The sequence below is a fragment of the Pedococcus sp. P5_B7 genome, assembly GCF_054049895.1.
This window is the reverse complement of record NZ_JBFULM010000003.1, coordinates 98,008-119,937: the sequence shown is the minus strand read 5'-3', so window position 1 is coordinate 119,937 and position 21,930 is coordinate 98,008. Positions and strand designations below refer to the sequence as shown.

20 protein-coding genes are annotated in these 21,930 nt (G+C 70.7%); 9 read left to right on the top strand and 11 right to left on the bottom strand.

The features are described from left to right. Positions 1-136 precede the first annotated feature (136 nt). The 3 genes from pdhA to ACXJKD_RS09620 are packed head-to-tail and all read left to right on the top strand — an operon-like array spanning position 137 to position 3,866. Positions 137-1,336 (top strand): pyruvate dehydrogenase (acetyl-transferring) E1 component subunit alpha, encoded by a 1,200-nt coding sequence (gene pdhA / locus ACXJKD_RS09630; protein WP_457254296.1) that lies wholly within the window; start codon positions 137-139, stop codon positions 1,334-1,336. Continuing rightward, complete coding sequence (locus tag ACXJKD_RS09625; protein WP_056921883.1) at positions 1,336-2,310, top strand: alpha-ketoacid dehydrogenase subunit beta; 975 nt, start codon at positions 1,336-1,338, stop codon at positions 2,308-2,310. Before pdhA ends, ACXJKD_RS09625 begins: the two co-directional genes overlap by 1 nt. Positions 2,311-2,327: 17 nt before the next feature. Beyond that, positions 2,328-3,866: a dihydrolipoamide acetyltransferase family protein gene (locus ACXJKD_RS09620; protein ID WP_457254295.1), complete on the top strand. Its 1,539-nt coding sequence runs from the start codon at positions 2,328-2,330 to the stop codon at positions 3,864-3,866. A 57-nt stretch (positions 3,867-3,923) separates the two neighbouring features. Here the strand turns inward: ACXJKD_RS09620 and ACXJKD_RS09615 are convergent, their stop codons facing one another. The 7 genes from ACXJKD_RS09615 to ACXJKD_RS09585 form a co-directional block, all read right to left on the bottom strand. Further along, positions 3,924-4,631, bottom strand: a complete 708-nt coding sequence (locus ACXJKD_RS09615; protein WP_457254294.1) for an ABC transporter permease subunit — start codon at positions 4,629-4,631, stop codon at positions 3,924-3,926. A gap of 3 nt (positions 4,632-4,634) precedes the next feature. Further along, positions 4,635-5,549, bottom strand: coding sequence for an ABC transporter ATP-binding protein (locus tag ACXJKD_RS09610; protein ID WP_457254293.1), 915 nt, complete (start codon positions 5,547-5,549; stop codon positions 4,635-4,637). After that, positions 5,546-6,490 carry a hypothetical protein gene (locus ACXJKD_RS09605; RefSeq protein ID WP_457254292.1) on the bottom strand — a complete coding sequence of 315 codons (945 nt, stop codon included), beginning with the start codon at positions 6,488-6,490 and terminating at the stop codon, positions 5,546-5,548. The genes ACXJKD_RS09610 and ACXJKD_RS09605 overlap by 4 nt, the downstream gene beginning before the upstream one ends. Further along, positions 6,483-7,457 carry an ABC transporter ATP-binding protein gene (locus ACXJKD_RS09600; protein ID WP_457254291.1) on the bottom strand — a complete coding sequence of 325 codons (975 nt, stop codon included), beginning with the start codon at positions 7,455-7,457 and terminating at the stop codon, positions 6,483-6,485. The genes ACXJKD_RS09605 and ACXJKD_RS09600 overlap by 8 nt, the downstream gene beginning before the upstream one ends. Positions 7,458-7,638: 181 nt before the next feature. Further along, the gene (locus ACXJKD_RS09595) at positions 7,639-9,360 is read right to left on the bottom strand and encodes an MDR family MFS transporter (RefSeq protein ID WP_457254290.1); all 1,722 of its coding nucleotides are present in this window, start codon (positions 9,358-9,360) and stop codon (positions 7,639-7,641) included. Between the two features lies 1 nt (position 9,361). Then, the gene (locus tag ACXJKD_RS09590; protein WP_457254289.1) at positions 9,362-9,913 is read right to left on the bottom strand and encodes a MarR family winged helix-turn-helix transcriptional regulator; all 552 of its coding nucleotides are present in this window, start codon (positions 9,911-9,913) and stop codon (positions 9,362-9,364) included. A gap of 163 nt (positions 9,914-10,076) precedes the next feature. Further along, entirely contained in the window at positions 10,077-10,931 is an 855-nt protein-coding gene (locus tag ACXJKD_RS09585; protein ID WP_457254288.1) for a maleylpyruvate isomerase family mycothiol-dependent enzyme, read from the bottom strand. Between the two features lie 42 nt (positions 10,932-10,973). On the opposite strand from ACXJKD_RS09585, the gene ACXJKD_RS09580 reads away from it, so the two are divergent. The 4 genes from ACXJKD_RS09580 (at position 10,974) to ACXJKD_RS09565 (ending at position 16,649) form a co-directional block, all read left to right on the top strand. After that, entirely contained in the window at positions 10,974-13,001 is a 2,028-nt protein-coding gene (locus ACXJKD_RS09580; protein WP_457254287.1) for a cytochrome c oxidase assembly protein, read from the top strand. After that, the gene (locus tag ACXJKD_RS09575) at positions 12,998-13,825 is read left to right on the top strand and encodes a carbon-nitrogen family hydrolase (protein ID WP_457254286.1); all 828 of its coding nucleotides are present in this window, start codon (positions 12,998-13,000) and stop codon (positions 13,823-13,825) included. The genes ACXJKD_RS09580 and ACXJKD_RS09575 overlap by 4 nt, the downstream gene beginning before the upstream one ends. Before the next feature lie 127 nt (positions 13,826-13,952). After that, on the top strand, positions 13,953-14,636 hold the full coding sequence (locus tag ACXJKD_RS09570; protein WP_457254285.1) for an ANTAR domain-containing protein: 684 nt from the start codon (positions 13,953-13,955) through the stop codon (positions 14,634-14,636). A 48-nt stretch (positions 14,637-14,684) separates the two neighbouring features. Continuing rightward, positions 14,685-16,649, top strand: coding sequence for a thioredoxin-like domain-containing protein (locus ACXJKD_RS09565; RefSeq protein WP_457254284.1), 1,965 nt, complete (start codon positions 14,685-14,687; stop codon positions 16,647-16,649). A 26-nt stretch (positions 16,650-16,675) separates the two neighbouring features. On the opposite strand, the gene ACXJKD_RS09560 is transcribed toward ACXJKD_RS09565, so the two are convergent. Continuing rightward, positions 16,676-17,866 carry a DUF222 domain-containing protein gene (locus ACXJKD_RS09560; protein ID WP_457254283.1) on the bottom strand — a complete coding sequence of 397 codons (1,191 nt, stop codon included), beginning with the start codon at positions 17,864-17,866 and terminating at the stop codon, positions 16,676-16,678. Next, complete coding sequence (locus ACXJKD_RS09555) at positions 17,854-18,027, bottom strand: hypothetical protein (RefSeq protein ID WP_457254282.1); 174 nt, start codon at positions 18,025-18,027, stop codon at positions 17,854-17,856. Before ACXJKD_RS09555 ends, ACXJKD_RS09560 begins: the two co-directional genes overlap by 13 nt. 302 nt (positions 18,028-18,329) lie before the next feature. Here ACXJKD_RS09555 and ACXJKD_RS09550 point away from each other — a divergent pair, with 302 nt between their 5' ends. Continuing rightward, complete coding sequence (locus ACXJKD_RS09550; protein ID WP_457254281.1) at positions 18,330-18,599, top strand: DUF6458 family protein; 270 nt, start codon at positions 18,330-18,332, stop codon at positions 18,597-18,599. Positions 18,600-18,858: 259 nt separating this feature from the next. Further along, positions 18,859-19,632 (top strand): CHAP domain-containing protein, encoded by a 774-nt coding sequence (locus tag ACXJKD_RS09545; protein ID WP_457254280.1) that lies wholly within the window; start codon positions 18,859-18,861, stop codon positions 19,630-19,632. On the opposite strand, the gene ACXJKD_RS09540 is transcribed toward ACXJKD_RS09545, so the two are convergent. Beyond that, entirely contained in the window at positions 19,566-19,748 is a 183-nt protein-coding gene (locus ACXJKD_RS09540) for a hypothetical protein (RefSeq protein WP_457254279.1), read from the bottom strand. The two genes, ACXJKD_RS09545 and ACXJKD_RS09540, sit on opposite strands and share 67 nt — an antisense overlap. 178 nt (positions 19,749-19,926) lie before the next feature. Continuing rightward, the gene (locus ACXJKD_RS09535; protein WP_457254278.1) at positions 19,927-21,801 is read right to left on the bottom strand and encodes an acyl-CoA dehydrogenase; all 1,875 of its coding nucleotides are present in this window, start codon (positions 21,799-21,801) and stop codon (positions 19,927-19,929) included. Between the last annotated feature and the right edge of the window lie 129 nt (positions 21,802-21,930).

The window sequence follows — 21,930 nt, the reverse complement described above, 5'->3', positions numbered from 1 at the left end:
GGAGTCCGGATTCTGAGATTTTCCGCCGTCCCGATATCTTGGCCGTGTAAGGCCCCCTGTGAGCGCAGCCACAAGCGCGCCCCACACCAGCCGCCCACGACGGCGGAGACCCCGCCCGGGTGAAGAAGGAGTTCCAGTGAGCGACAACGCAGTCGCCGGCGCCACGAGCGTCGAGCATGAGGACGAGGTGCTCGCCGAGCTGACCGCCCCGGTCCCGGAGGTCGGTGACGGCGGACCCGAGATGGTCCAGCTGCTGACCCCGGAGGGGCAGCGCGTCGAGAACACCGAGTACGACGAGTACGTCAAGGACCTCACCGACGAGGACCTGCGCGGCTTCTACCGCGACCTCGTGCTGATCCGCCGCGTCGACGCCGAGGCCACCGCGCTCCAGCGCCAGGGTGAGCTCGGCATCTGGGCCAGCCTGCTCGGCCAGGAGGCGGCGCAGGTCGGCTCCGGTCGCGCGATGCGCCCGCAGGACTACGCCTTCCCGACCTACCGCGAGCACGGCGTCGCCTGGTGCCGCGGGGTCAACCCGCTCAACTTGCTCGGCCTGTTCCGTGGCGTCAACCACGGTGGCTGGGACCCGAACGAGAAGAACTTCCACCTCTACACGATCGTCATCGGCGCCCAGACGCTGCACGCGACGGGCTACGCGATGGGCATCCAGCGCGACGGCGACGTGGGCACTGGCGACGACGCGCGCGACGCCGCCGTGATCGCCTACTTCGGTGACGGCGCCACCGCCCAGGGCGACGTCAACGAGTCGTTCGTCTACGCGGCGGTCAACAACGCCCCGGTGGTGTTCTTCTGCCAGAACAACCAATGGGCCATCTCCGAGCCCAACGAGCGGCAGACCCGCATCCCGCTCTACCAGCGCGCCCGCGGCTTCGGCTTCCCCGGCGTGCGGGTCGACGGCAACGACGTCCTGGCTGTCTACGCCGTGACCCAGCAGGCGCTCAACGCGGCCCGCTCCGGCAACGGCCCGACCTTCATCGAGGCCTACACCTACCGGATGGGCGCCCACACCACCTCGGACGACCCCACCAAGTACCGCGTCTCGGCCGAGGTCGAGGTGTGGAAGCACCGCGACCCGATCGAGCGGCTGAAGTCCTACCTGGTCCACACCCAGAAGACCGACCAGGCCTTCTTCGACGCGATCGAGGCCGAGGCCGACGCGCTGGCCACCGAGGTCCGCGAGGGCTGCCTGTCGATGCCCGACCCGACGCCCGACTCGATGTTCGACCACATCTACGTCGAGGAGCACCCGGTCGTCGAGGCGGAGCGCAGGGAGTTCGCCGCCTACCACGCCGGCTTCGAGGGCGAGGGGAGCCACTGATGGGCACCATGACGATTGCCAAGGGCATCAACAACGGCTTGCGCGCCGCCATGGAGCGCGACCCGAAGGTCGTCCTGATGGGTGAGGACATCGGCAAGCTCGGTGGCGTCTTCCGCGTCACCGACGGCCTCCAGAAGGACTTCGGCGAGGACCGCGTCATCGACACCCCGCTCGCGGAGGCCGGCATCGTGGGCACCGCGATCGGCATGGCGCTGCGCGGTTACCGTCCCGTCGTCGAGATCCAGTTCGACGGGTTCATCTACCCCGCGTTCGACCACATCGTCAGCCAGGTCGCCAAGATGCGGGCCCGCTCGCTCGGCAAGATCAAGCTGCCGATGGTCATCCGCATCCCCGTGGGCGGTGGCATCGGCGCGGTCGAGCACCACTCCGAGTCCAACGAGGCCTACTTCGCGCACACCGCGGGCCTCAAGGTCGTCTGCTGCTCCAACGCCGAGGACGCCTACTGGATGATCCAGCAGGCCATCGAGTCCGACGACCCGGTGCTCTTCTACGAACCCAAGCGTCGCTACTGGGACAAGGGCGAGGTCGACGAGTCCGCCGCCCCGCGCGAGCTGCTCAAGGCGCAGGTATGCCGCGAGGGCACCGCCGCGACGCTGGTCGCCTACGGCCCCATGGTCAAGACCTGCCTGCAGGCCGCCGAGGCCGCTGCCGCCGAGGGCAAGGACCTCGAGGTCATCGACCTGCGCTCGCTCAGCCCGCTCGACCTCGACACGGTCGCCGCGTCGGTCGAGAAGACCGGTCGGGCCGTCATCGTCCACGAGGCCTCCACGTTCCTCGGCATGGGCGCGGAGATCGCGGCCGCCCTCCAGCAGCGCTGCTTCTACCACCTCGAGGCGCCCGTGCTCCGGGTCGGCGGGTACAACCTGCCCTACCCGCCGAGCAAGCTGGAGGAGGAGTTCCTCCCCGACCTCGACAGGGTGCTCGACGCCGTCGACCGCTCGCTGGCCTTCTGAGAGGGGCGCGAAAACCCATGGCAGTCAAAGAGTTCAAGCTTCCGGACCCCGGTGAGGGCCTGACCGAGGCCGAGATCGTCACCTGGAACGTCAAGGTCGGCGACACGGTCAAGGTCAATGACATCATCGTCGAGATCGAGACCGCGAAGTCGCTCGTCGAGCTGCCGGTGCCGTTCGCCGGCACCGTCACGGCGCTGCACGTCTCCGAGGGCGACACGGTCGAGGTCGGCACGCCGATCATCTCCGTCGACACCGCGGGTGGCGCTGCCCCCGTGCAGGACGCTCCCGCAGCCGGCGCCGTCGAGCCCGGCATCGAGGGCTCGCCCGCCCCGAAGATGGCGGCTGCGGCCGCTGCGGCGTCGGACGAGGAGGAGATCGAGGAGGGCAAGATCGGCGGCACCACGTCGACCGGTCGCACCGCCGTCCTGGTCGGCTACGGCGTCAAGCAGACCGAGGCCAAGCGGCGTCCGCGCAAGTCGCAGCCAGTTGATACCCCCTTTATCGGGTCACCCGATAAAGGGGCGCCTCACCCGACAACCGTTTCGGGGTCAAGCGCACCCTTGTCGGGTGGAGCGAGCGTGACCGTCGCCCGCGAGGGTGGTGCCCGCGCGCTGGCCAAGCCGCCGGTCCGCAAGTACGCCAAGGACCTCGGCATCGACCTGGCCACCGTCGCCGGGTCGGGCGAAGGCGGCATCATCAGCCGCGCCGACGTCGACGCCCACGCAAGCGGTGCCACCGCTGGGAGCAACGCCGCCACCGGCGTCTCCCCGGTCGCCCCGGACGGTGGCGCGGCTCCCAGCCAGGCGGCAAACGTGGCACCGGTGTTCACCCGGGGTGGCGAGCGCGAGACTCGCATCCCGATCAAGGGTGTCCGCAAGATGACCGCACAGGCGATGGTCGGCAGCGCGTTCACGGCGCCGCACGTCACCGAGTGGGTCACCATCGACGCCACGGCGACGATGGAGCTCGTCGAGCGGCTCAAGAAGGACCGCGAGTTCAAGGACGTCAAGGTCACGCCGCTGCTGGTGCTGGCCAAGGCGATGGCCGTCGCGATCCGTCGCCACCCGGAGATCAACGCGACGTGGGACGAGGCCGCCCAGGAGATCGTGGTCAAGCACTACCTGAACCTCGGCATCGCCGCCGCCACCCCGCGTGGCCTGATCGTCCCGAACATCAAGGACGCCGACCAGATGTCGATGCGGCAGCTGGCCGAGGCCATCGGCGCGCTGACCGCCACGGCCCGCGAGGGTCGCACCCAGCCGGCGGAGATGTCCGGCGGCACGATCACGATCACCAACGTGGGCGTGTTCGGCGTCGACACCGGCACCCCGATCATCAACCCGGGTGAGGCGGCGATCCTCGCGTTTGGCGCGATCCGTCGTCAGCCGTGGGTGGTCACCGCCGCCGACGGCACCGAGGCGATCGAGCCGCGGTGGGTCACCCAGCTCGCGCTGTCGTTCGACCACCGGTTGGTCGACGGCGAGCTCGGCAGCAAGTTCATCGCCGACGTGGGCGCGATCCTGGCCGACCCGGCGCGCGGCCTGGTCTGGGGCTGAGCAGAGAGTTTCGCAGCCAGGAAGGCCCGCACCGGAACCGGTGCGGGCCTTCCTGGCCTACTCGTCGCCGCGCAGGGTGAACGAGCGCAGCCGGTCGCCGGTGAACCAGAGTGCGGCGACGGTGAGGACGGCCGCGGCCACCAGGGCGTAGGTCAGCCCGGTGCCGGGCCCGGTCAGCTGCGGGCTGATCTCCTGGGCGACCCCGCGACCCCACGCCCCGATCGAGACCCACTTGATCCCGCCGAGCACCGAGCCGAGCAGCCCCTCCCACAGCAGTGCGAAGAGCAGCCCGATGACGACGGCGTGCCGCGTGAAGGCGGCCAGCGCGATGAACAACGCGGTGTAGGCCGTGCCGGCCACCACGCCGGCGACTCCCCACGCCACCGCCTGGCGAGCGTCCCCGCTGTCGAGGACCAGCCCGGCGACCAGGAGCGGCAGCCCTCCGAGCGCGACCGTGGCAGCCCACGCGACCGCGAACTTGCTGAGCGCGATGACGTGCCGGCTCACCGGTTTGGAGATCAGGTAGACGATCGACCCGTCGTCGACCTCGGGGCCGAGCACCGCGGTGGCGGCGAGGAGTGCGACGAGGGGCAGCGCGAGGGTGTAGCCCAGGGTGAGCACGGCGTCGTAGCCGACGGCGTCGTCGGTCAGCGCCGCGACGATGACGGCCAGGGCCAGCAGCACCGCGGGGATGATGACCAGCACCAGACCGCGACGGCGGCCGAGGAGGGCCTGGCGGGAGAGCCGCAGGATCGTGGGGTTCACCGGTCAGCCCCCCACCAGGTAGGCGAAGACGCTCTCGAGCGACTCGTCCGTCGGCGTCAGCTCGAGGATCCGGATGCCGTGCTGCCGGGCCACCTGCGGCAGCCGCACCGTGAACGCGCCGAAGTCGGAGACGGACACGTCCACCCCGCCCTTCGGGCGCAGCGAGACCGCGACCACCGAGGCCTCGGCGATCAGGGCGCTGGCCAGGCCACGGTCGTCGTCACCGACCACGACGTACTGCACCGGGCGGTCCGTCATCAGCCGGCGGATCTGGCCGAAGTCACCCGATGCCGCGTGCCGCCCGGACACGACGACCTCGATCTGCCGGGCCACCTGCTCGACCTCTTCGAGGATGTGCGAGCTGAAGAGCACCGTGCGACCCTCCGACCCCATCCGTCGGAGCAGGGTCATCAGGTGCAGCCGCTGGCGGGGGTCGACGCCGTTGAACGGCTCGTCGAGCAGGAGCACGGCCGGGTCGTGCACCAGCGCGGAGGCGAGCTTCACGCGCTGCCGCATGCCCTTGGAGTAGGTGCCGACCCGGCGGGCCGCGGGCTCGGTCATCTCGACCACGCCGAGGGCCCGTTCGGTCGCGGCGCCGGGGTCGGCGAGCCCGTGCAGCTCGGCGTTGGCCTGCACGAACTCGCGGCCGGTGAGGTAGCCGAAGCTCAGCTCGCGCTCGGGCACCAGGCCGATGGTGCGGTAGGCGTCGGTGTGCCGCCAGATCGGCGTGCCGTCGAGGGTCACCGAGCCGGCCGACGGGGCGAGGAAACCAGACATCAGGGCGATCAGCGTGGTCTTGCCTGCGCCGTTCGGTCCGAGCAGTCCGGTCACGCCCGGGCGCACCGTCATCGAGATGCCGTTGACGGCGACGACGTTGCCGTACCACCGGGAGGCCTGGTCGATCCTGATCTCACTCATGCCGTGGCCACCCGCCGGTAGCGCCAGACCAGGCCGCCGAGGCAGGCGGCGGACAGGCCGACGAAGACGACGACGTAGGCAGCCTGCATCGGCACACCCGTCGGTGGCGTGGCGATGTCGCCGTCGGCCCACATCGCCATCAGCCCGCGGTAGAGCGAGTAGGGCGAGAACAGCCCCGCGACCTCGCCCACCCGAGGGTGGTGCTCCTCGCCGGAGATGCCCTGGATCGCCGTCACGATCCCGTTGCCCAACAACAGGAGCGCGATCGTGGCCACGACGGCGAACCCGCGCCGGGTCGACCACGAGGCGATCAGCCCGGACACCCCGGCCAGCGACAGCGCCAGCAGCACGGCCAACCCGGCGCCCACGGCCGCATCATGGCTCTGGTCGGAGACGTCGAGCTCACCCAGCAGGGCCACGGCATACAGGATCACGAGGGGGGACAACAGGAAGACCAGGGTCGCGCCCAAGAGGGCTCCCCAGCGGGCGATCGCGTAGGTGGCGGACGGCAGGGGGCGGGCGAGGTAGAGCGAGATGGTGCCGTGCCGAAGGTCGCGTGAGAAGAGCACCGGTGCCTGCGAGGCGACGAAGATGCCCAGCAGCACCTGGGTCGTCGAGGCGTACTGCGCGTAGCCGATCGGCAGCTCCTTGAGGCCCACCAGCACCATCACGCCGCCGATGATGACGGCCGGCAGGATGTTGAGGGCGAGCAGGATGAACGGCAGCACCTTCGACCGGCCCGAGCGACCGAGCCCGAACGCGTTGCGGAACCCGGTGACCAGCAGGGCCCGCGCGATCGCCGCGGAGCCGAGCCGAGGACCGGTGTACGGGCGGTAGCCGAGGTCGTGGATGACGCTGCGGCCCTCGGGGGTGGCAGAGGACGGATCAGTGGACGGATCGGAGGAAGGATCCGAGGAGCGACCAGGCGAGAGCTCAGTCATCGGCGAACACGTCCTCGATGCGACGGTGGTCGACCTGCAGGCGGACCAGTCCCACCCCGAGGTCGCTGGCGGTGTCACGGATCAGGTCGTGCACCTCCCGCGCCTCGTGCCCGTCGGTCTGGCCGGCCGTGGCGTCGACGGTCAGGAGGGCTCCGCGGGGGACCGTCGCCACCCCGGCCGCGGCTAGTGCCTGGGCCATCCGGGCGGTCGCGTCGTCGCCGAGCACCTCGACCAGCAGGACCCCGGTGGCGTCGAGGAACTCGTCGGTGCGCGAGGCCCGCAGCAGGTGGCCACCGTCGAGGACGACGACGTGGTCGCTCACCCGCTCGAGCTCGCCGAGCAGGTGCGAGGTGACGATGACCGCGATCCCGAAGTCGTGCCCGATCCGCTGGACCAGGCCGAGCATCTCGTCGCGGGCGGCGGGGTCGAGGCCGTTGGTCGGTTCGTCGAGCAGCACCAGCCGCGGGTCGTGGGCCAGGGCCTGGGCGAGCTTGGCCTTCTGCTTCATGCCGGTCGAGTAGCCGCCCATCGGCCGGTAGCGCTCCTCGGCGAGCCCGACGTGCCGGAGCACCTCGGCGGCCCGCTCCCGGGCGGCGACCTTGGGCAGCCCCGACATCATCGCCAGGTGCACGACGAAGTCGCTCGCGCTCACGTCGGGCGGCAGGCAGTCGTGCTCCGGGAGGTATCCCACGGCCGCGCGGATGGCCGACCCCTGCGTCGCGATGTCGTGCCCGAGCACCTGCGCCTGCCCAGCGGTCGCGGGGACCAGGCCGAGCAGGATCTTGAGCAGGGTCGACTTGCCGGCCCCGTTGGCGCCCACCAGTCCGGTGATCCCCGGACCGATCTCGAGGTCGAGGGAGTCCAGCGCCAGCACCGGACCGTAGTCCTTGGTGAGGCGCTGGGTGCGCACCACGGCCCCGACGTGCCCGGCCCCGGCTTGCCCGGCCCCCAGTTGAACGGCTTCCACGCGAGCCACAGTAGCCGCGCAGGAGCGGTCGACCGGGGCGAGTCCGTGGAGGTTCGGTGGAGATTCAGGGGAGGTTCAGGGAAGACCCCGACCCCTGCTGGCCCTGCGGCCGCCCGAGGACGACAGCGAGGTATGCCGCGGACGTGAGCCCGCGGCATACCTCGCCTGGGTCGTGCGACCCCTAGTGGCCGATCGCGGGCGGTGCCGCGGCAGCCGCGTCCGTGTCGGACTTGTCCGCGTCAGCCTTGTCGGCGTCGGCCTTGTCGGCGGCGCCGCGCTCGTTGTACGCCGAGCCGCCACGCAGCTCGACGTGCGGGAGCAGCAGCATCACGAGGAAGCCGATCACCATCACGCCGGAGCCGACGAGGAAGACCAGGTCCATCGAGTCCGAGAAGCCCTGGAGGAACGGCTTGGCCAGCCTCGGGTCGAGGTCGTTGAGGAACGAGCTGTCCTTGAGGACCCCACCAGCGGTGCCGCCGGCCTGACCCGCCGCGGAGGACAGGCCCTGGGCGAACTCGGCGTTGGCCGGGTCGGCCAGCGCGGCCTGGAAGTCCTTGGTGCCGGCCGAGGCCTTGAGCGCCGACTGGATCTTGTCGGGCACGGTGGAGAACAGGATCGACAGGAAGACCGCGGTGCCGAGCGTGCCACCGATCTGCCGGGTGAACGTCGCCGACGACGTGGCGACGCCGATCAGGCGCGGGGACACGGCGTTCTGGACGGCGAGGGTGAGGGGCTGGAAGTTGAAGCCCAACCCGAGCCCGAACGCGACCATGACGATGCTGGTCTGCCACAGCGGGGTGTCCGCCTTGATGAAGTGGAAGACGAACAGCGCGATCGCGAGCAGGGCCGACCCGATGATCGGGAACCGGCGGTAGCGCCCGGTCCGGCTGATGATCTGGCCGGAGACGATCGAGCCGGCCATGATGCCCAGCGTCAGGGGGAGCAGGAGCAGGCCGGCCTTGGTCGGCGACGCGCCCTTGACGATCTGGAGGTACAGCGGCAGCGAGGCGAGGCCACCGAACATGGCCATGCCGATCAGCACCGAGGCGCCGGAGGCGACCGCGACGGTCCGCTCCTGGAAGAGCGTGAGCGGCAGCAGCGCCTCGTCCTTCATGGCACGCTCGACGAGCAGGAACGCGACGACGCCGACCAGGCCGACGATGTAGCAGGCGATCGAGCGGCCGGAGTCCCAGCCCCAGTCCCGGCCCTGCTCGGCGACGAGCAGCAGCGGCACCAGGCCGAGGGTCAGCGTGGCCGCGCCCCACCAGTCGATGCGGTGGTCGAGACGGGTGTGCTGCAGGTGCAGGGTGCGGGAGACGACGAATAGGGCCGCGATGCCGATCGGCACGTTCACGAGGAACACCCAGCGCCAGCCGTCGACGCCGAGGATGCTGTCCTGACCGGCGAAGAACCCGCCGATGACCGGGCCGAGCACGCTCGAGGTGCCGAAGACGGCCAGGAAGTAGCCCTGGTACTTGGCCCGCTCGCGCGGCGGGACGATGTCGCCGATGATGGCGAGCGCGAGCGAGAAGAGCCCGCCGGCGCCAAGGCCCTGGACGGCGCGGTAGAACGCCAGCTGCAGCATCGACTGGGAGAGCGTGCACAGCACGGACCCGACGACGAAGATCGTGATCGCGGCCGAGAAGAACTTCTTGCGGCCGTAGATGTCGGACAGCTTGCCGTACAGCGGCGTGACGATCGTCGAGGTGATCAGGTAGGCGGTGGTGGCCCAGGCCTGCTCGTCGAGGCCCTTGAGGTCGTCGGCGATGGTGCGGATGGCCGTGGCCACGATGGTCTGGTCGAGGGCGGCGAGGAACATGCCCATCATCAGTCCGACGAGGATCGTGATGATCTGTCGGTGGGTCAGGGGCCCGTCGGGACGGGCGGGGGCGGCGGCGGCCATGTCAGTTCTCCGAGGTGCGAGTTGAAAGAGAAGGGCTGGGAGTGCTGGGGCTGGGGCTGGGGCTGGGGTTGAGGCTGGGGCTGGGGCGGCGAGCGAGGAGCTGCACCCGCTCGCGTTCGAGGTCGGCGCCGAACCGCTCGAGGTGGCCGGCGAAGTCGCTGGCCTCCTCGGGGGTCCAGTCACCCATCAGCTCGCGGAACCACTCGGTCCGCTGCTGCGTGATGTCGGCGAGGAGGCGGGTCCCCTCCTCGCTGAGCTGCACGACCTGCGCGCGTCCGTCGGCGGGGTCGCTCACCTTGTCGACGAGGCCGTGCCCCTCGAGGGTGCTCACCTGACGGCTCACGGTGGAGACGTCGGAGTGCACGACCTCGGCGAGGACCGAGACGCGGCGCGGCTCGGCGGCGAGGTTGAACAGGATCGGGTACGCGGTGGCGTCGACCGCCGGGTGGATCCGTGGTGCGTGCTGGCGCATGGCCTGCAGGAGCTTCATCAACCGGATCAGGCCGACGCTGACGCGTTCAGCCGTCTCGCGGTCGAGGTGGTGCTGCGACATGAGAGGACCTAGGAAGTGTCGGAGGCGGCAGACGCCTCAGTTTGCTCAGAAATTTGTTGCTCATTGCTCAGAAAGTTGGTTGCTCAGTAAAGTTGCTTGCGACATACAAGTATCACGAAATGGTTGTGTGCAGCAAACAAGCGTCTCGGGGAGCTGGCAGTTCTCAGGGGACGAAGACGAGGTTCTCCAGCACCTGGCGGGCGACGGCCTCGTCGCCCTGCACGGTGAAGTGGATGTCGTCGACGCTGCCGCGCCCGGCCGCGCGCCGCGTCAGCGCATCGGTCGAGAGCGTGATGGTCGTGAAGACGTCGTCCGGGTCGCCGTCGTGGGCGATGCCCGAGAACAGCGGTATGCCGCGGGGCTTGCCGTCGTCGTGCGACTCCACCCACACGCCGGCCCGACCGAGCACGGGGCCGGTGCTCTCGATGATGACGACGTTGCCCGGCGGGATCTGCGCCTGGCGCGCGATGAGCTTGGGCAGCGCGGCGAAGAGCAGGTGCATGAAGACGACGGCGCCACCGGAGTCCAGGTCGCCGGGACGACCGAGCGCCTGGCGGATGTCCTGCTCGTGCGTCCAGATGTCGAGGATCCGGGTGGGCAGGCTCTCGCTCAACGGGGCCGGCCCCCAGGCGCCCCGCACGACGGTGTCGAGGGTGACCTCGGGCGCGGTGAACTGTTCGACCCGTTGGGCCGCAATGGTCTCCAGCTCGGCGACCACCTTCGCCCCGACCATCGGCCGCCGGATCTCCACGGCCCGCTCGAGGAACTTCCCCTCGGCGTTGTGGAGGTGGTCGTAGTCGGGCAGCTCGACCCGCGGGTTGGCACCGCTGTGCAGCCACGACTCCAGGCCGACGACGTGCGAGATCTGGTCCTTGACCGTCCACCCCGGGCAGGCGGTGGGCCGGTCGAAGTCGGCGTCCGAGCAGGAGTGCCCGAGGTCGACCACCGCCTGGGTGGTCTGCTGGTAGGCGGCGACGAGTCCGGCCAGGTCTTCGGGTGCTGCCGGGTGGAGGGGCATGCCCCCACCCTACGAGGTGCGAGCGCTACCTAGGCTGTCTCCATGACCACCCCTGTCGCGGCTCCGGTGGCGACGACGGACCAGGCTCCGGCGCCGGCCCGCGTCCCGCTCACCGCCCTGGCCGTCGCGGCGCTGCTCGCCCTGCCGCTCGCCGCGGTCATCGGCGAGGCAGCGACCGCACCGGTCGTCGCCGACCCCGGGGCGTTCGTCCGCTGGGGCGTCCTCTACGCGCGAGTGGTCCACGACGTGGCTGCGGCGGTGACGATCGGGCTGCTGGTCCACGCGGCATACCTCGTGCCGGAGACGACCCGCACGAACCGCCGCCTCATCGCCACCCGCCTGGCCGGGATCGCCGCGGGCCTGTGGGCGCTCGCGGGCGCCGCGGGCGCGGCCCTGACGATGGCGGCCTCGATCGGCATCCCGCTCACCGACCCGGCCTTCGGGCAGCAGTTCACCACGTTCGCGTGGAGCTACGAGCCGACCCGGGTGGCCCTCATCACAGCCGGGGTCGCGGCCGTGATCTCGCTCGGGGCGCTCGTCGCGAACAGCCGCGCCACGATGGCCTGGCTGTCCCTGCTCGCCGTCCTGGGCGTCCTGCCCCTCGCCCTCGCCGGTCACGCGGCGGGCGCCACCGACCACGGCACCGCCGTCAACGCGCTCGCGGTGCACCTCGTCGGGGTGACCGTCTGGGTCGGCGGCCTGCTGGCGCTCGCCCTGCTGCGGCCCCTCCTCGGTGACGACGTCGCGGCCACCGCGTCGCGGTACTCGACGCTGGCCGGCTGGTGCTTCGGGGCGGTGGCCCTGTCGGGCCTGCAGAGCGCGCTGATCCGGATCGGCCCGGTCAGCGACCTCGGCACCCGTTACGGCGTGCTGCTCCTGGTCAAGACGGCGGCCCTCCTGCTCCTCGGGTATGCCGGGTGGCGCCACCGCCGCTCGCTGCTCGCCGGTCTGCGGGCCGGCCGGTCGACGGCGTTCGTGCGGCTCGTCGTCGCCGAGCTCGTGGTCATGGGCATCGCGATGGGCACCGCCGTGGCCCTCGCGCGCAGCGCCCCGCCGGTGCCGGACACCGCGGTCGAGGACCCCTCCCCGGCGTTCGCGCTCACCGGCTACCCGGACCCCGGCCCCCTGACCGGTGACTCGTGGCTGACGACGTGGACCACCGACTGGCTGTGGCTCAGCCTCGCGGTCGTCGCGGTGGGGCTCTACGTCGCCGGCGTCCTCACGCTGCGCCGCCGCGGCGACGCGTGGCCGCTGCACCGCACCGTCGTGTGGGTCCTCGGCTGGGCGGTCTTCGTCTACGCGACCTCCGGGGCGCCGGGTGTCTACGGTCGGGTGCTCTTCTCGATGCACATGGCGATGCACATGGTCGTCGCCATGCTGGTGCCGCTCCTGCTCGTGCCGGCGGCGCCGATCCTGCTCTCGCTGCGGGCGCTCCCGTCCCGCCCCGACAAGACCTGGGGCCCGCGCGAGCTCGTCCTCCAGGTGGTCCACTCGCGGCTGCTCAAGGTGTTCGCCAACCCGGTGGTGGCGGCTGCGCTCTTCTTCTTCAGCCTGGCGATCTTCTACTACTCGTCGCTGTTCGAGCTCGCCCTGCGCACCCACACCGGGCACGTCCTGATGATGGTGCACTTCCTGCTCACCGGGTACCTGTTCACCTGGGTGCTCATCGGCATCGACCCCGGCCCCAAGAGGTGGCCGCCGCTCATGCTGCTCGTCGTGCTGTTTGCGACGATGTCGTTCCACGCGTTCTTCGGGGTCGTCATGACCGGCAGCTCGACGCTGCTCGCGCCGGGCTTCTTCGAGCTCGTCCGGCTCCCGTGGATGACCGACCCGCTCGGCAACCAGCACGAGGCCGGCGCGATCGCCTGGGGCATCGGGGAGGCCCCGACCGTGATCCTCACCCTCCTCGTCGCCGTCGCGTGGGTGCGCACCGACCGCGCAGAGAGCAAGCGGAAGGACCGGCAGGCCGACCGCGACGGGGATGCGGAGCTGGCGGCCTACAACGCACACTTGCAACGACTGAAGAAGCAGGACGAGCGACGCAAAGAGAAAGACGGTGGGCAGCCATGACCATGCGGGTCGCGGTGCTGCAGGTCGCGTACGGCGACGACGAGCCGATGGACGAGCGCGTCGAGCGGGTCGCCGCGCTGGTGCGCGCCCAAGCCGGCCACGACCTCGTGGTGCTGCCCGAGCTCTGGGCGCCGGGTGGGTTCTCCTACCGCGAGTGGGCGGACCGTGCGCAGCCCATCGAGGGGTCGATCGGGTCGGCCATGTCTGATGCGGCCCGGGACGCCGGGGTCCTGCTCCATGCCGGCTCGATCATCGAACGAGCAGAGCCAGGTGGTTCCCAGTCAAGCGAAATGGGCTCCGACGGTCGGGGCCTCTGGAACACCTCGCTGGTCTACGGTCCGGACGGCGCGCTCGTCGCGGCATACCGGAAGATCCACCGGTTCGGCTTCGGCTCGGGCGAGCCCAAGCTGCTCGACGCGGGCGAGGACATCGTCCTGGTCGACCTCCCCGGGGACGCGGGCGCTCACCGCGCGGGGCTGTCGACCTGTTACGACCTGCGGTTCCCCGAGCTCTACCGTCGCCAGCTCGACGCCGGCGCCACCGTCTTCATCGTGCCCGCTGCGTGGCCGGCCGCGCGGGTGCGGCACTGGACCTTGCTCGCGCACGCCCGGGCGATCGAGGACCAGTGCGTCGTCATCGCCTGCAACACCGGCGGCACCCACGCGGGCACCGAGATGGGGGGCCACTCCCAGGTCATCTCCGCGACCGGCGAGGCGCTCGCGATGGCCGGGTCGGGCGAAGCGGTGCTCAGCGTCGACGTCGACCTCGATGCCATCACGACCTGGCGCGAGCAGTTCCCGGTGCTGCGAGACCGACGACTCTGACCCTGCCGGGGTGTACCGTCGAGGTGTCACCGCGTAGTTCGTCCTGAACTGCCGGTTTGTACAGGTCTGCAGCGTCTCGTGATGAGCGCCTCTCTGTGTGCCTCACAACGCACACGAGAGCGCCCTCATGCAGACAGCATCTGCCTTCACCGACTCGATCGCCGAAGCAGCGCGGACCCTGAACCGGCCTCGAGGTCTCGACGACACCCTCCAGACGATCGTCGAGGTCGCCTGCAACTCCGTCCCCGGCTTCGACCAGGTGGGCATCGCGACGCTCGCCAAGGAGGGCGTGGTGGAGACGCGGGCCTTCACCGGTGACCTGGTCCTGCGGATGGACGACATCCAGTACTCCCTGCGTGAGGGCCCGTGTTCGGCGGCCCTGCAGGGCACCGAGGAGGTGTCGGTGTCGAGCCTCCACCGCGAGGACCGGTGGCCCCGGTACGTGCCCCAGGCCCGGGCCGCGGGGGTCCGGTCGCAGATGGCGGTCAAGCTCTACCTCGACCACAGCGCCCTCGGCGGCATGAACTTCTACTCCACCAGCTCCGACGAGGTGACCCATGACGCCCAGGCCCTGGCGCGGCTCTTCGCGAGCCACGCGGCCATCGCGCTGGGACATGCCCACGAGCGACGAAACCTCAACGAGGCGATCCAGACCAGGAAGATCATCGGGGAGGCGATCGGCATCCTGATGGAGCGTCACGCCATGAACGAGGACCGCGCCTTCGCCTTCCTGGTCAGAGCCTCGTCCCATGCCAACCTCAAGCTGCGCGACGTCGCCCAGGAGCTCGTCGACGAGCGGAACCTCAGCTGACCCCGGGTCCGCGCGGGGGCTCCGAGGCGGCCTCTTAGGCTGGAGGGCATGCGCGCGCGTCATCGCCTCAAGGCTCCACCGCTGGTCGGGCGCGGCTGGCTCAACACCGCCGATGAGGCCCTCACGCTGGAACAGCTGCGGGGCCGGATCGTCGTGCTCGACTTCTGGACGTTCTGCTGCGTCAACTGCCTGCACGTGCTCGACGAGCTGCGGCCGCTGGAGGAGAAGTTCAGCGACTCGCTCGTGCTGATCGGCGTGCACTCGCCCAAGTTCGAGCACGAGGCCGATCCTGACGCCCTGGCCGCCGCCGTCGAGCGCTACTCGGTGCACCACCCGGTGCTCGACGACCCCGACCTGGTCACCTGGCAGGCCTACACCGCCCGGGCCTGGCCGACCCTCGTCGTCATCGACCCCGAGGGCTACATCGTCGCCTCGATGTCCGGCGAGGGGCACGCGCACGGGCTCTCGGTCCTCATCGAGGAGCTCGTGGCCGAGCACACCGCCCAGGGCACCCTGCGTCGTGGCGACTCCCCGTATGCCGCGCCGCAACCTCCCGAGACCGCGCTGCGGTTCCCCGGCAAGGCGGCGGTCCTCGACGACGGGTCGTTCCTCGTGTCCGACACCGCGCACCACGAGCTGGTCTGGCTCGACGCGGACCTGGTCACGGAGCGACGGCGGTTCGGCGGACCGAGCAACGATCTCGTCGAGCTGGCCGAGCTGGCCGAGCTGGCCGAGCTGGCCGGGCTGGCCGGGCTGGCCGAGCCGCAGGGCGTGCTGGTGCTGCCCGCGGCCACGGCCGAGCGGGTCGGGTACGACGTGGTGGTGGCCGACTCGGTGCACCACCAGGTCAAGGGACTTCGCCTGGCCGACGGCGAGTGGACCCTGCTCGCGGGCACCGGGCGGCAGCTGCGCGAGCGGTCGGGCAGCGGCCCGGCCCTCAAGCAGGACCTCTCCACACCCTGGGACCTCGCCTGGTTCATCGACCGGGTGGTCATCGCCATGGCGGGCACCCACCAGCTGTGGGCGCTGCACCTGGCCACCGACCCCGCCGACAACACCGTCGCGGTGCTGGGTGGCACGTCGGCAGAAGGGATTCGCGACGGGGCCGCGGACGAGGCGTGGTTCGCCCAGCCGTCGGGTCTTGCGGCGTCGCAGGACGGCTCGCGGCTCTGGGTCGCCGACTCCGAGACCTCGGCGCTGCGATCGCTCGACGTCACCGACGAGGGGTTCGTCGTGACCACCCACGTGGGCCAGGGTCTGTTCGACTTCGGGCACCGGGACGGCCCCGCGGACCAGGCCCTGCTCCAGCACCCGCTCGGGGTCACCGTGCTGCCCGACGGGTCGGTCGCCATCAGCGACACCTACAACGGGGCGATCCGCCGTTTCGACCCCGTGACGTCCGAGGTGAGCACGCTCGCCACCGGCCTGCTCGAACCCTCGGACGCGGTCATCGAGGTCAACGAGGTCAACGAGGTCAACGAGGCCAGCGAGGGGGGCGAGCGGGGCGAGCGGGGCGAGCTCGGGGAGGAGAGCCAGGCGCAGCGCAGCCAGCTCGTCGTGGTCGAGTCCGCGGCCCACCAGCTCGTGCGGATCCCGTTGCCCGACAAGGCGCAGCGCGTCGACGGCCTCGCGCACCAGACCCAGCGCCCGCGCACCGAGGTCGCTCCGGGCCCGCTCACCCTGACCGTCCACTTCACCCCGCCGACCGGGCAGAAGCTCGACCACCGCTACGGCGACCCGACCCGGCTGATGGTCTCGGCCACCCCCGAGGGGCTGCTGCGCGACGGCGCCGGCAGCGCACAAGGACTGACCCGCACGCTGGTCCTCGACCCCGCAGCCGGGGACGGGGTGCTGCACATCTCGGTGCGGGCAGCCTCGTGCGACGGCGACCCGGTCACCGGCGAGGTGCCCGAGCATGCGGCCTGCCATCTCTACCAACAGGACTGGGGCATCCCGGTCGTCCTGGTCGAGGGCGCGACCGATCGCCTCGACCTCGACCTGCGCGGCACCTGAAGAGCACAGCGAGCTGCGGAGGGAAGCTAGCTCCGAAGTGCGTAGATGACGGACTTCTTCCCTTGGGCACCGGTGTCGACGCGGTGCCAGTAGCGGGGATCGTGGGCTCTGCGGTGATGGTGTCCGCACAACGGCACCGCGAGCGCGAGGTCGGTGTGACCGCCTCTCGCCCACGGGTCCTCGTGGTGCAGCTCGGACCAGGCGTAGGGCCGGTCGCACCCTTCAGCAGCGCAGGTGTCGTAGACCGTCGCGAGGGCGACCCGCTGTGCCTCGGTGAAGAAGCGCTCCTGCCGGCCGAGGTCGAGCGGCACCGACCTGCCCCCCAGCACCGCCGGGACGATGCCGGCGTTGCAGGCGAGCCGTCGCGCCTCACTGGCGGAGAGGTCGTGCCCGGTGTCGAGGTGGGCCGCGCCGAGCGCCGCCTTGAGCTGGTCGTGGTCGACCGTCACGACCACCGTCGCCGCGACCTTGCCCGAGAGGGTGTCGGTGGGCAGGTGCTCGAGCAGCTCCACGAAGGCGGACCCGTAGCGGTGGGCCCAGTCGCCGTCGGCGGCGCGGAAGGCGTCCCAGGTGGCGTCCGCGACTTCGGTCGCGGTCGTCGCCCCGGCCGCCTTCGCAGCCTTGGCAGCCTGCTGGGCGAACCGTCGCGGCGAGGCGATCTGCTGGACCGTCTTGACCAGGATCGCCGCGGCGAGCGTGGGCAGGGTGAAGTGGCCGCTCGTCGTGCCATCGCCGTTCTGGTGCCAGGTCAGGCGCGACTTGGCCAGCGCCGCTTCCTCCTGCGTGCGCAGGACCCGGTCCTCGTGGGCGTCGACCTCGGCCTGCGACCGCTCGACGGCGGCCAGCGCTCGGCGGCCGTCGCGTCGCAGGGTGCCCGGGTCGACGAGCTTGGCCCGGCGCACCAGGGCGGTCTCGATCGCGGTGCGCTCCTCGGCGCCAAGACCCTGCGGCAGCTGAGCCGTGGCGGTCGCGATGACCTGGGCGTGCTCCGTCGACACGTCACCGGCGGCCAGCGCCTCCCGCGTGGCCTCGAGGCCGTCGTCCAGGGCGGTCGCGAGGCGCACGTCGCGGGCCGCCTGACCGCCCTCGCGCCTCGTGCGGGCCGCGAGCCAGGCGCCCGTGCCGGTCATCCCCGACGCGGACGCCACCTCGGCCCGATCGGCCTCGGCCACCACGGACAGCCGCACCGCCTGCAACCGGGTGATCACCCGGTCCACCGCCCCCAGGGCGGCGCCGGCGGCCGCGGCCCCGACCACGTCTCCGCCGGTGTGGCGGTCGAGCAGCTCGTGCCGGTGTGGCGGTCGAGCAGCTCGTCGATCTCGCGCAGCACCTCGACCGTCCCCGTGGAGCCGGGGTGGAGGGAGGGGGCTGCGGTCATGTAGGCAACTATAGTCGAACAAGTGTTCGAGCACAAGCATGATCCACAGGATAATGACCAGAAAGATGGTCATCCGGCGCGGCGGAACCGTTGCCGGCCCGTCGCACGCCCGTCGCACGCCCGTCGCACGCCCGTCGCACGCCCGTCGCCGGCCCGTCGCAGGCCCGTCGCGGCCCACCGACGGTCGCGGCAGCGCAGGCCGGTTTGCGAAGAATGCGCCGCGTTGCCGCAGGTCAGAGCCCTCCGGCCGATAGAGTTGAGGCAACGGGCGACCAGTGCCCGCAATCCCCCAGGAGTGAAGCATGTACATCGGACTCGGCATCTTCCTGATCGTCGTCGGCGCGATCCTCACCTTCGCCATCGACGCGTCCTCGGTCGGCGGGGTCGACCTCCAGACGATCGGCTGGATCTGCATGATCGCCGGCGTTCTCGCGATCCTGCTGTCGCTCGTCATGACGAACCGTCGCGGCGTGGCCGGCGGCGGCTACTCGTCCCGCCGGGTCAGCCACACCGACCCGGCCACCGGCACGCAGGTCGACGAGGTCGAGGTGGACCGCGACCCTCGCGTCTGACCTCACGCACCACCGCAGCACGGCAGCCACGCGCTGCCTCCGCCCAGGGCGGGCCGGGACGACCCGGCCCGCCCTGTCGCATGTCCGGGGGGGCCACGTCGACCCGAGGGGAGAGCTCCCCTGCGCTGACCCGTGCCTGAGCGGCCCTGGCGGGTAGTCCTCCCCATCGACGCGGGTGCCGCCCGTTCCTACCTTCGTCATCAGCAGCCGGTTCCACCAGGGGGACGGGCGGATCCGAAACACGAAGCAGGAGAACGCAATGCGCACACTCAACCTCAGCCAGAAGCCGGTCCGTCTGGCCGTCGCAGGGGCCCTCGGCCTCTCCGTCGTCGCCGGCGGCGCGGCCATCGCCGACGCGGCCACGGGCACCATCCGGACGAGCGGTGCCACCCTCACGGTCCGCTCCGGCCCGGGTACCGGCTACCAGGCCGTGACGACGATCGCCAAGGGCACCAGGGTCACCATCAGCTGCCAGACCTACGGCACGACCGTGAAGGGCACCTACGGCACCTCGAACATCTGGGACAAGATCGGCACCGGCCGCTACGTCTCGGACGCCTACGTCTACACCGGACGGGACGGCTTCGTCGCCCCGAAGTGCGGCGGCAGCACCCCGGCCCCGACCGGCGCGATCAAGGACGACTACCCCTACCGCGGTGCCACCTCGGGCGTCGACCCGTGGAACTTCTACAAGGGCCAGTGCACCTCCTTCGCCGCCTGGCGGGTGCGCCACAACCTCGGGGTCGCCTTCTCCAACTCCTACAAGGGCCAGCACTGGGGCAACGCCGAGCACTGGGACAACGCCGCCCGCGCTGCCGGCATCCCGGTCTACTCCACCCCGAAGGTCGGTGACATCGCGGTCCGCAGCAGCGGCACCTGGGGCCACGTCGCCTACGTCGCCAAGGTCAACAGCGACGGCAGCTTCATGGTGGAGGAGTACAACCACGTGCGCTCCGACACCTACAGCTACCGCCGCGCCACCCGCGGCACCGGCAGCGAGCAGTTCAGCGACTTCATCCGCTTCTCGCGGTAGCGGGACATCCGGATCAGCGCGCGGTAGGGGGACATCCGGATCAGCGCGCGGTAGGGGGACATCCGGATCAGCCCGCGGTAGCGGGACATCCGGATCAGCCCGCGGTAGCGGGACATCCGTTTGGCTCGCTGATCCGAACCAGGTACGTGCGCTCGTCCCCGGAGGGGAGGGCGGGACCACAACTCTGACCAGACGCAGAGCGCGGTATGCCGAAGGGCTGGCTTCCAGGGGAAGCCAGCCCTTCGGTCGTGCCGGGACCACCCGGCATACCCGCGTGGTGGGGTGGGTGACGCGTCAGAACGCGGACTCGGGCACGTCCATCAGCGCGTTGTCGGTCGACTCCGCGATCTGGCGCTCCGCCGCGATCTTCGGGAGGACGTTCCGCGCGAAGAACGACGCCGCGGCGATCTTGCCCTCGTAGAAGTCGCGGTCCTTCGCGGAGACGTCGCCCTCGAGGGCCTTTGCGGCCACGGAGGCCTGGCGCAGGAGCAGCCAGCCGATGACGAGGTCGCCGGCGGACAGCAGAAGGCGGGAGGTGTTCTGGCCGACCTTGTAGAGGTTGGTGACGTCGCCACCCTCCTGCCGCGGGTCGGACTTCATCAGCTCGCCGACCATGTAGCCGAGGATGCCCTGGACGTCCTCGAGACCCTTGCCGAGCAGCTCGCGCTCGGTGTCGAGGCGGCCGCCGTTGGCACCGAGGTCCTTGGCGAACTCCTGCACCTGCATGGCCACGTGCGAGAGGGCCTGGGCCTTGTCGCGGATGATCTTGCGGAAGAAGAAGTCGAGGCCCTGGATCGCGGTCGTGCCCTCGTAGAGGGTGTCGATCTTGGCGTCGCGGATGTACTGCTCGATCGGGTACTCCTGCAGGAAGCCCGAACCGCCGAGCGTCTGGAGCGACTCGGTGCCGAGCAGCACCCAGGCGCGCTCGGAGCCGACGCCCTTGACGATGGGGAGCAGCAGGTCGTTGACCCGGTTGGCCATCTCGGCCGGGGTGTCGGCGGCGATCTCCTCGGAGCCGGACTCGAGGAAGGCCTGGTGGACGGTGTCCTGCTGCGTCGCTGTGTACATCACCAGCGCGCGCAGGCCCTCGGCATACGCCTTCTGGGTCATCAGCGAACGACGCACGTCGGGGTGGTGCGTGATGGTGACGCGGGGCGCGGCCTTGTCGGTCTGCTGCGTCAGGTCGGCGCCCTGGACCCGCTCCTTGGCGTAGTCGAGCGCGTTGAGGTAGGCCGTCGACAGGGTCGAGATCGCCTTGGTGCCCACCAGCATCCGCGCGTGCTCGATGACGCGGAACATCTGGGCGATGCCGTCGTGCGTGTCGCCGAGCAGGGTGCCGACCGCGGGCGCCTTGTCGCCGAACGTGATCTCGCACGTGGTGGAGACCTTGAGGCCCATCTTGTGCTCGAGGTTGGTGACGTTGGCACCGTTGCGCTCACCGAGCTCGCCGGTCTCGAGGTCGATCTGGAACTTGGGGACGATGAAGAGCGACAGTCCCTTGGTGCCCGGACCGGCACCCTCGGGGCGGGCCAGCACGAAGTGGATGACGTTGTCGGTCAGGTCGGACTCACCGGAGGTGATGAACCGCTTGACGCCCGTGACGTTCCAGGTGCCGTCGGCGTTCTGGGTGGCCTTGGTGCGACCCGCGCCCACATCGGAGCCGGCGTCGGGCTCGGTCAGCACCATCGTGCAGTGCCAGCCCTTCGCCACGATCCAGTGGGCGAGCTTCTTCTGCTCGTCGTTGCCGAGGATGTGGAGCAGGTTCGCGAACGAGTAGGAGGCCGCGAACATCGCGATCGCCGGGTTGGCGCCGAGCACCATCTCGTTCATGGCCCACTTGAGGCTGGGCGGGGCGACGGTGCCGTCGAGCTCGGCGGGCACGTCGACGCTCCAGAAGCCGGAGTCGACGTAGGCCTGGTAGCTCTTCTTGAACGACTCGGGCATGGTCACCGAGTAGGTCTGGGGGTCGTAGACGGGGGGGTTGCGGTCGGCGTCCGAGAAGGACTCGGCCAGCTCGTGCTCGGCGAGGCGGGACACCTCCTTGAGCATCTCGCGGGCGGTGTCCTGGTCCACCTCCGAGTAGTGGCCCTGACCCAGCACCTCACCGCGGCCGAAGACCTCGAAGAGGTTGAACTCCAGGTCGCGCAGGTTGCTCTTGTAGTGGCCCATCGCGGGCACCTCCACGTCTTGAAACGTCGTTGTGTCGGGCGTTCGTCGTGCACCGCCAGTCCGTACTGGCCGGTAACTTCCATGGTGCTACTCGCGAGTAACGAAATCAAGTCCTTTGTGGGATTCCCC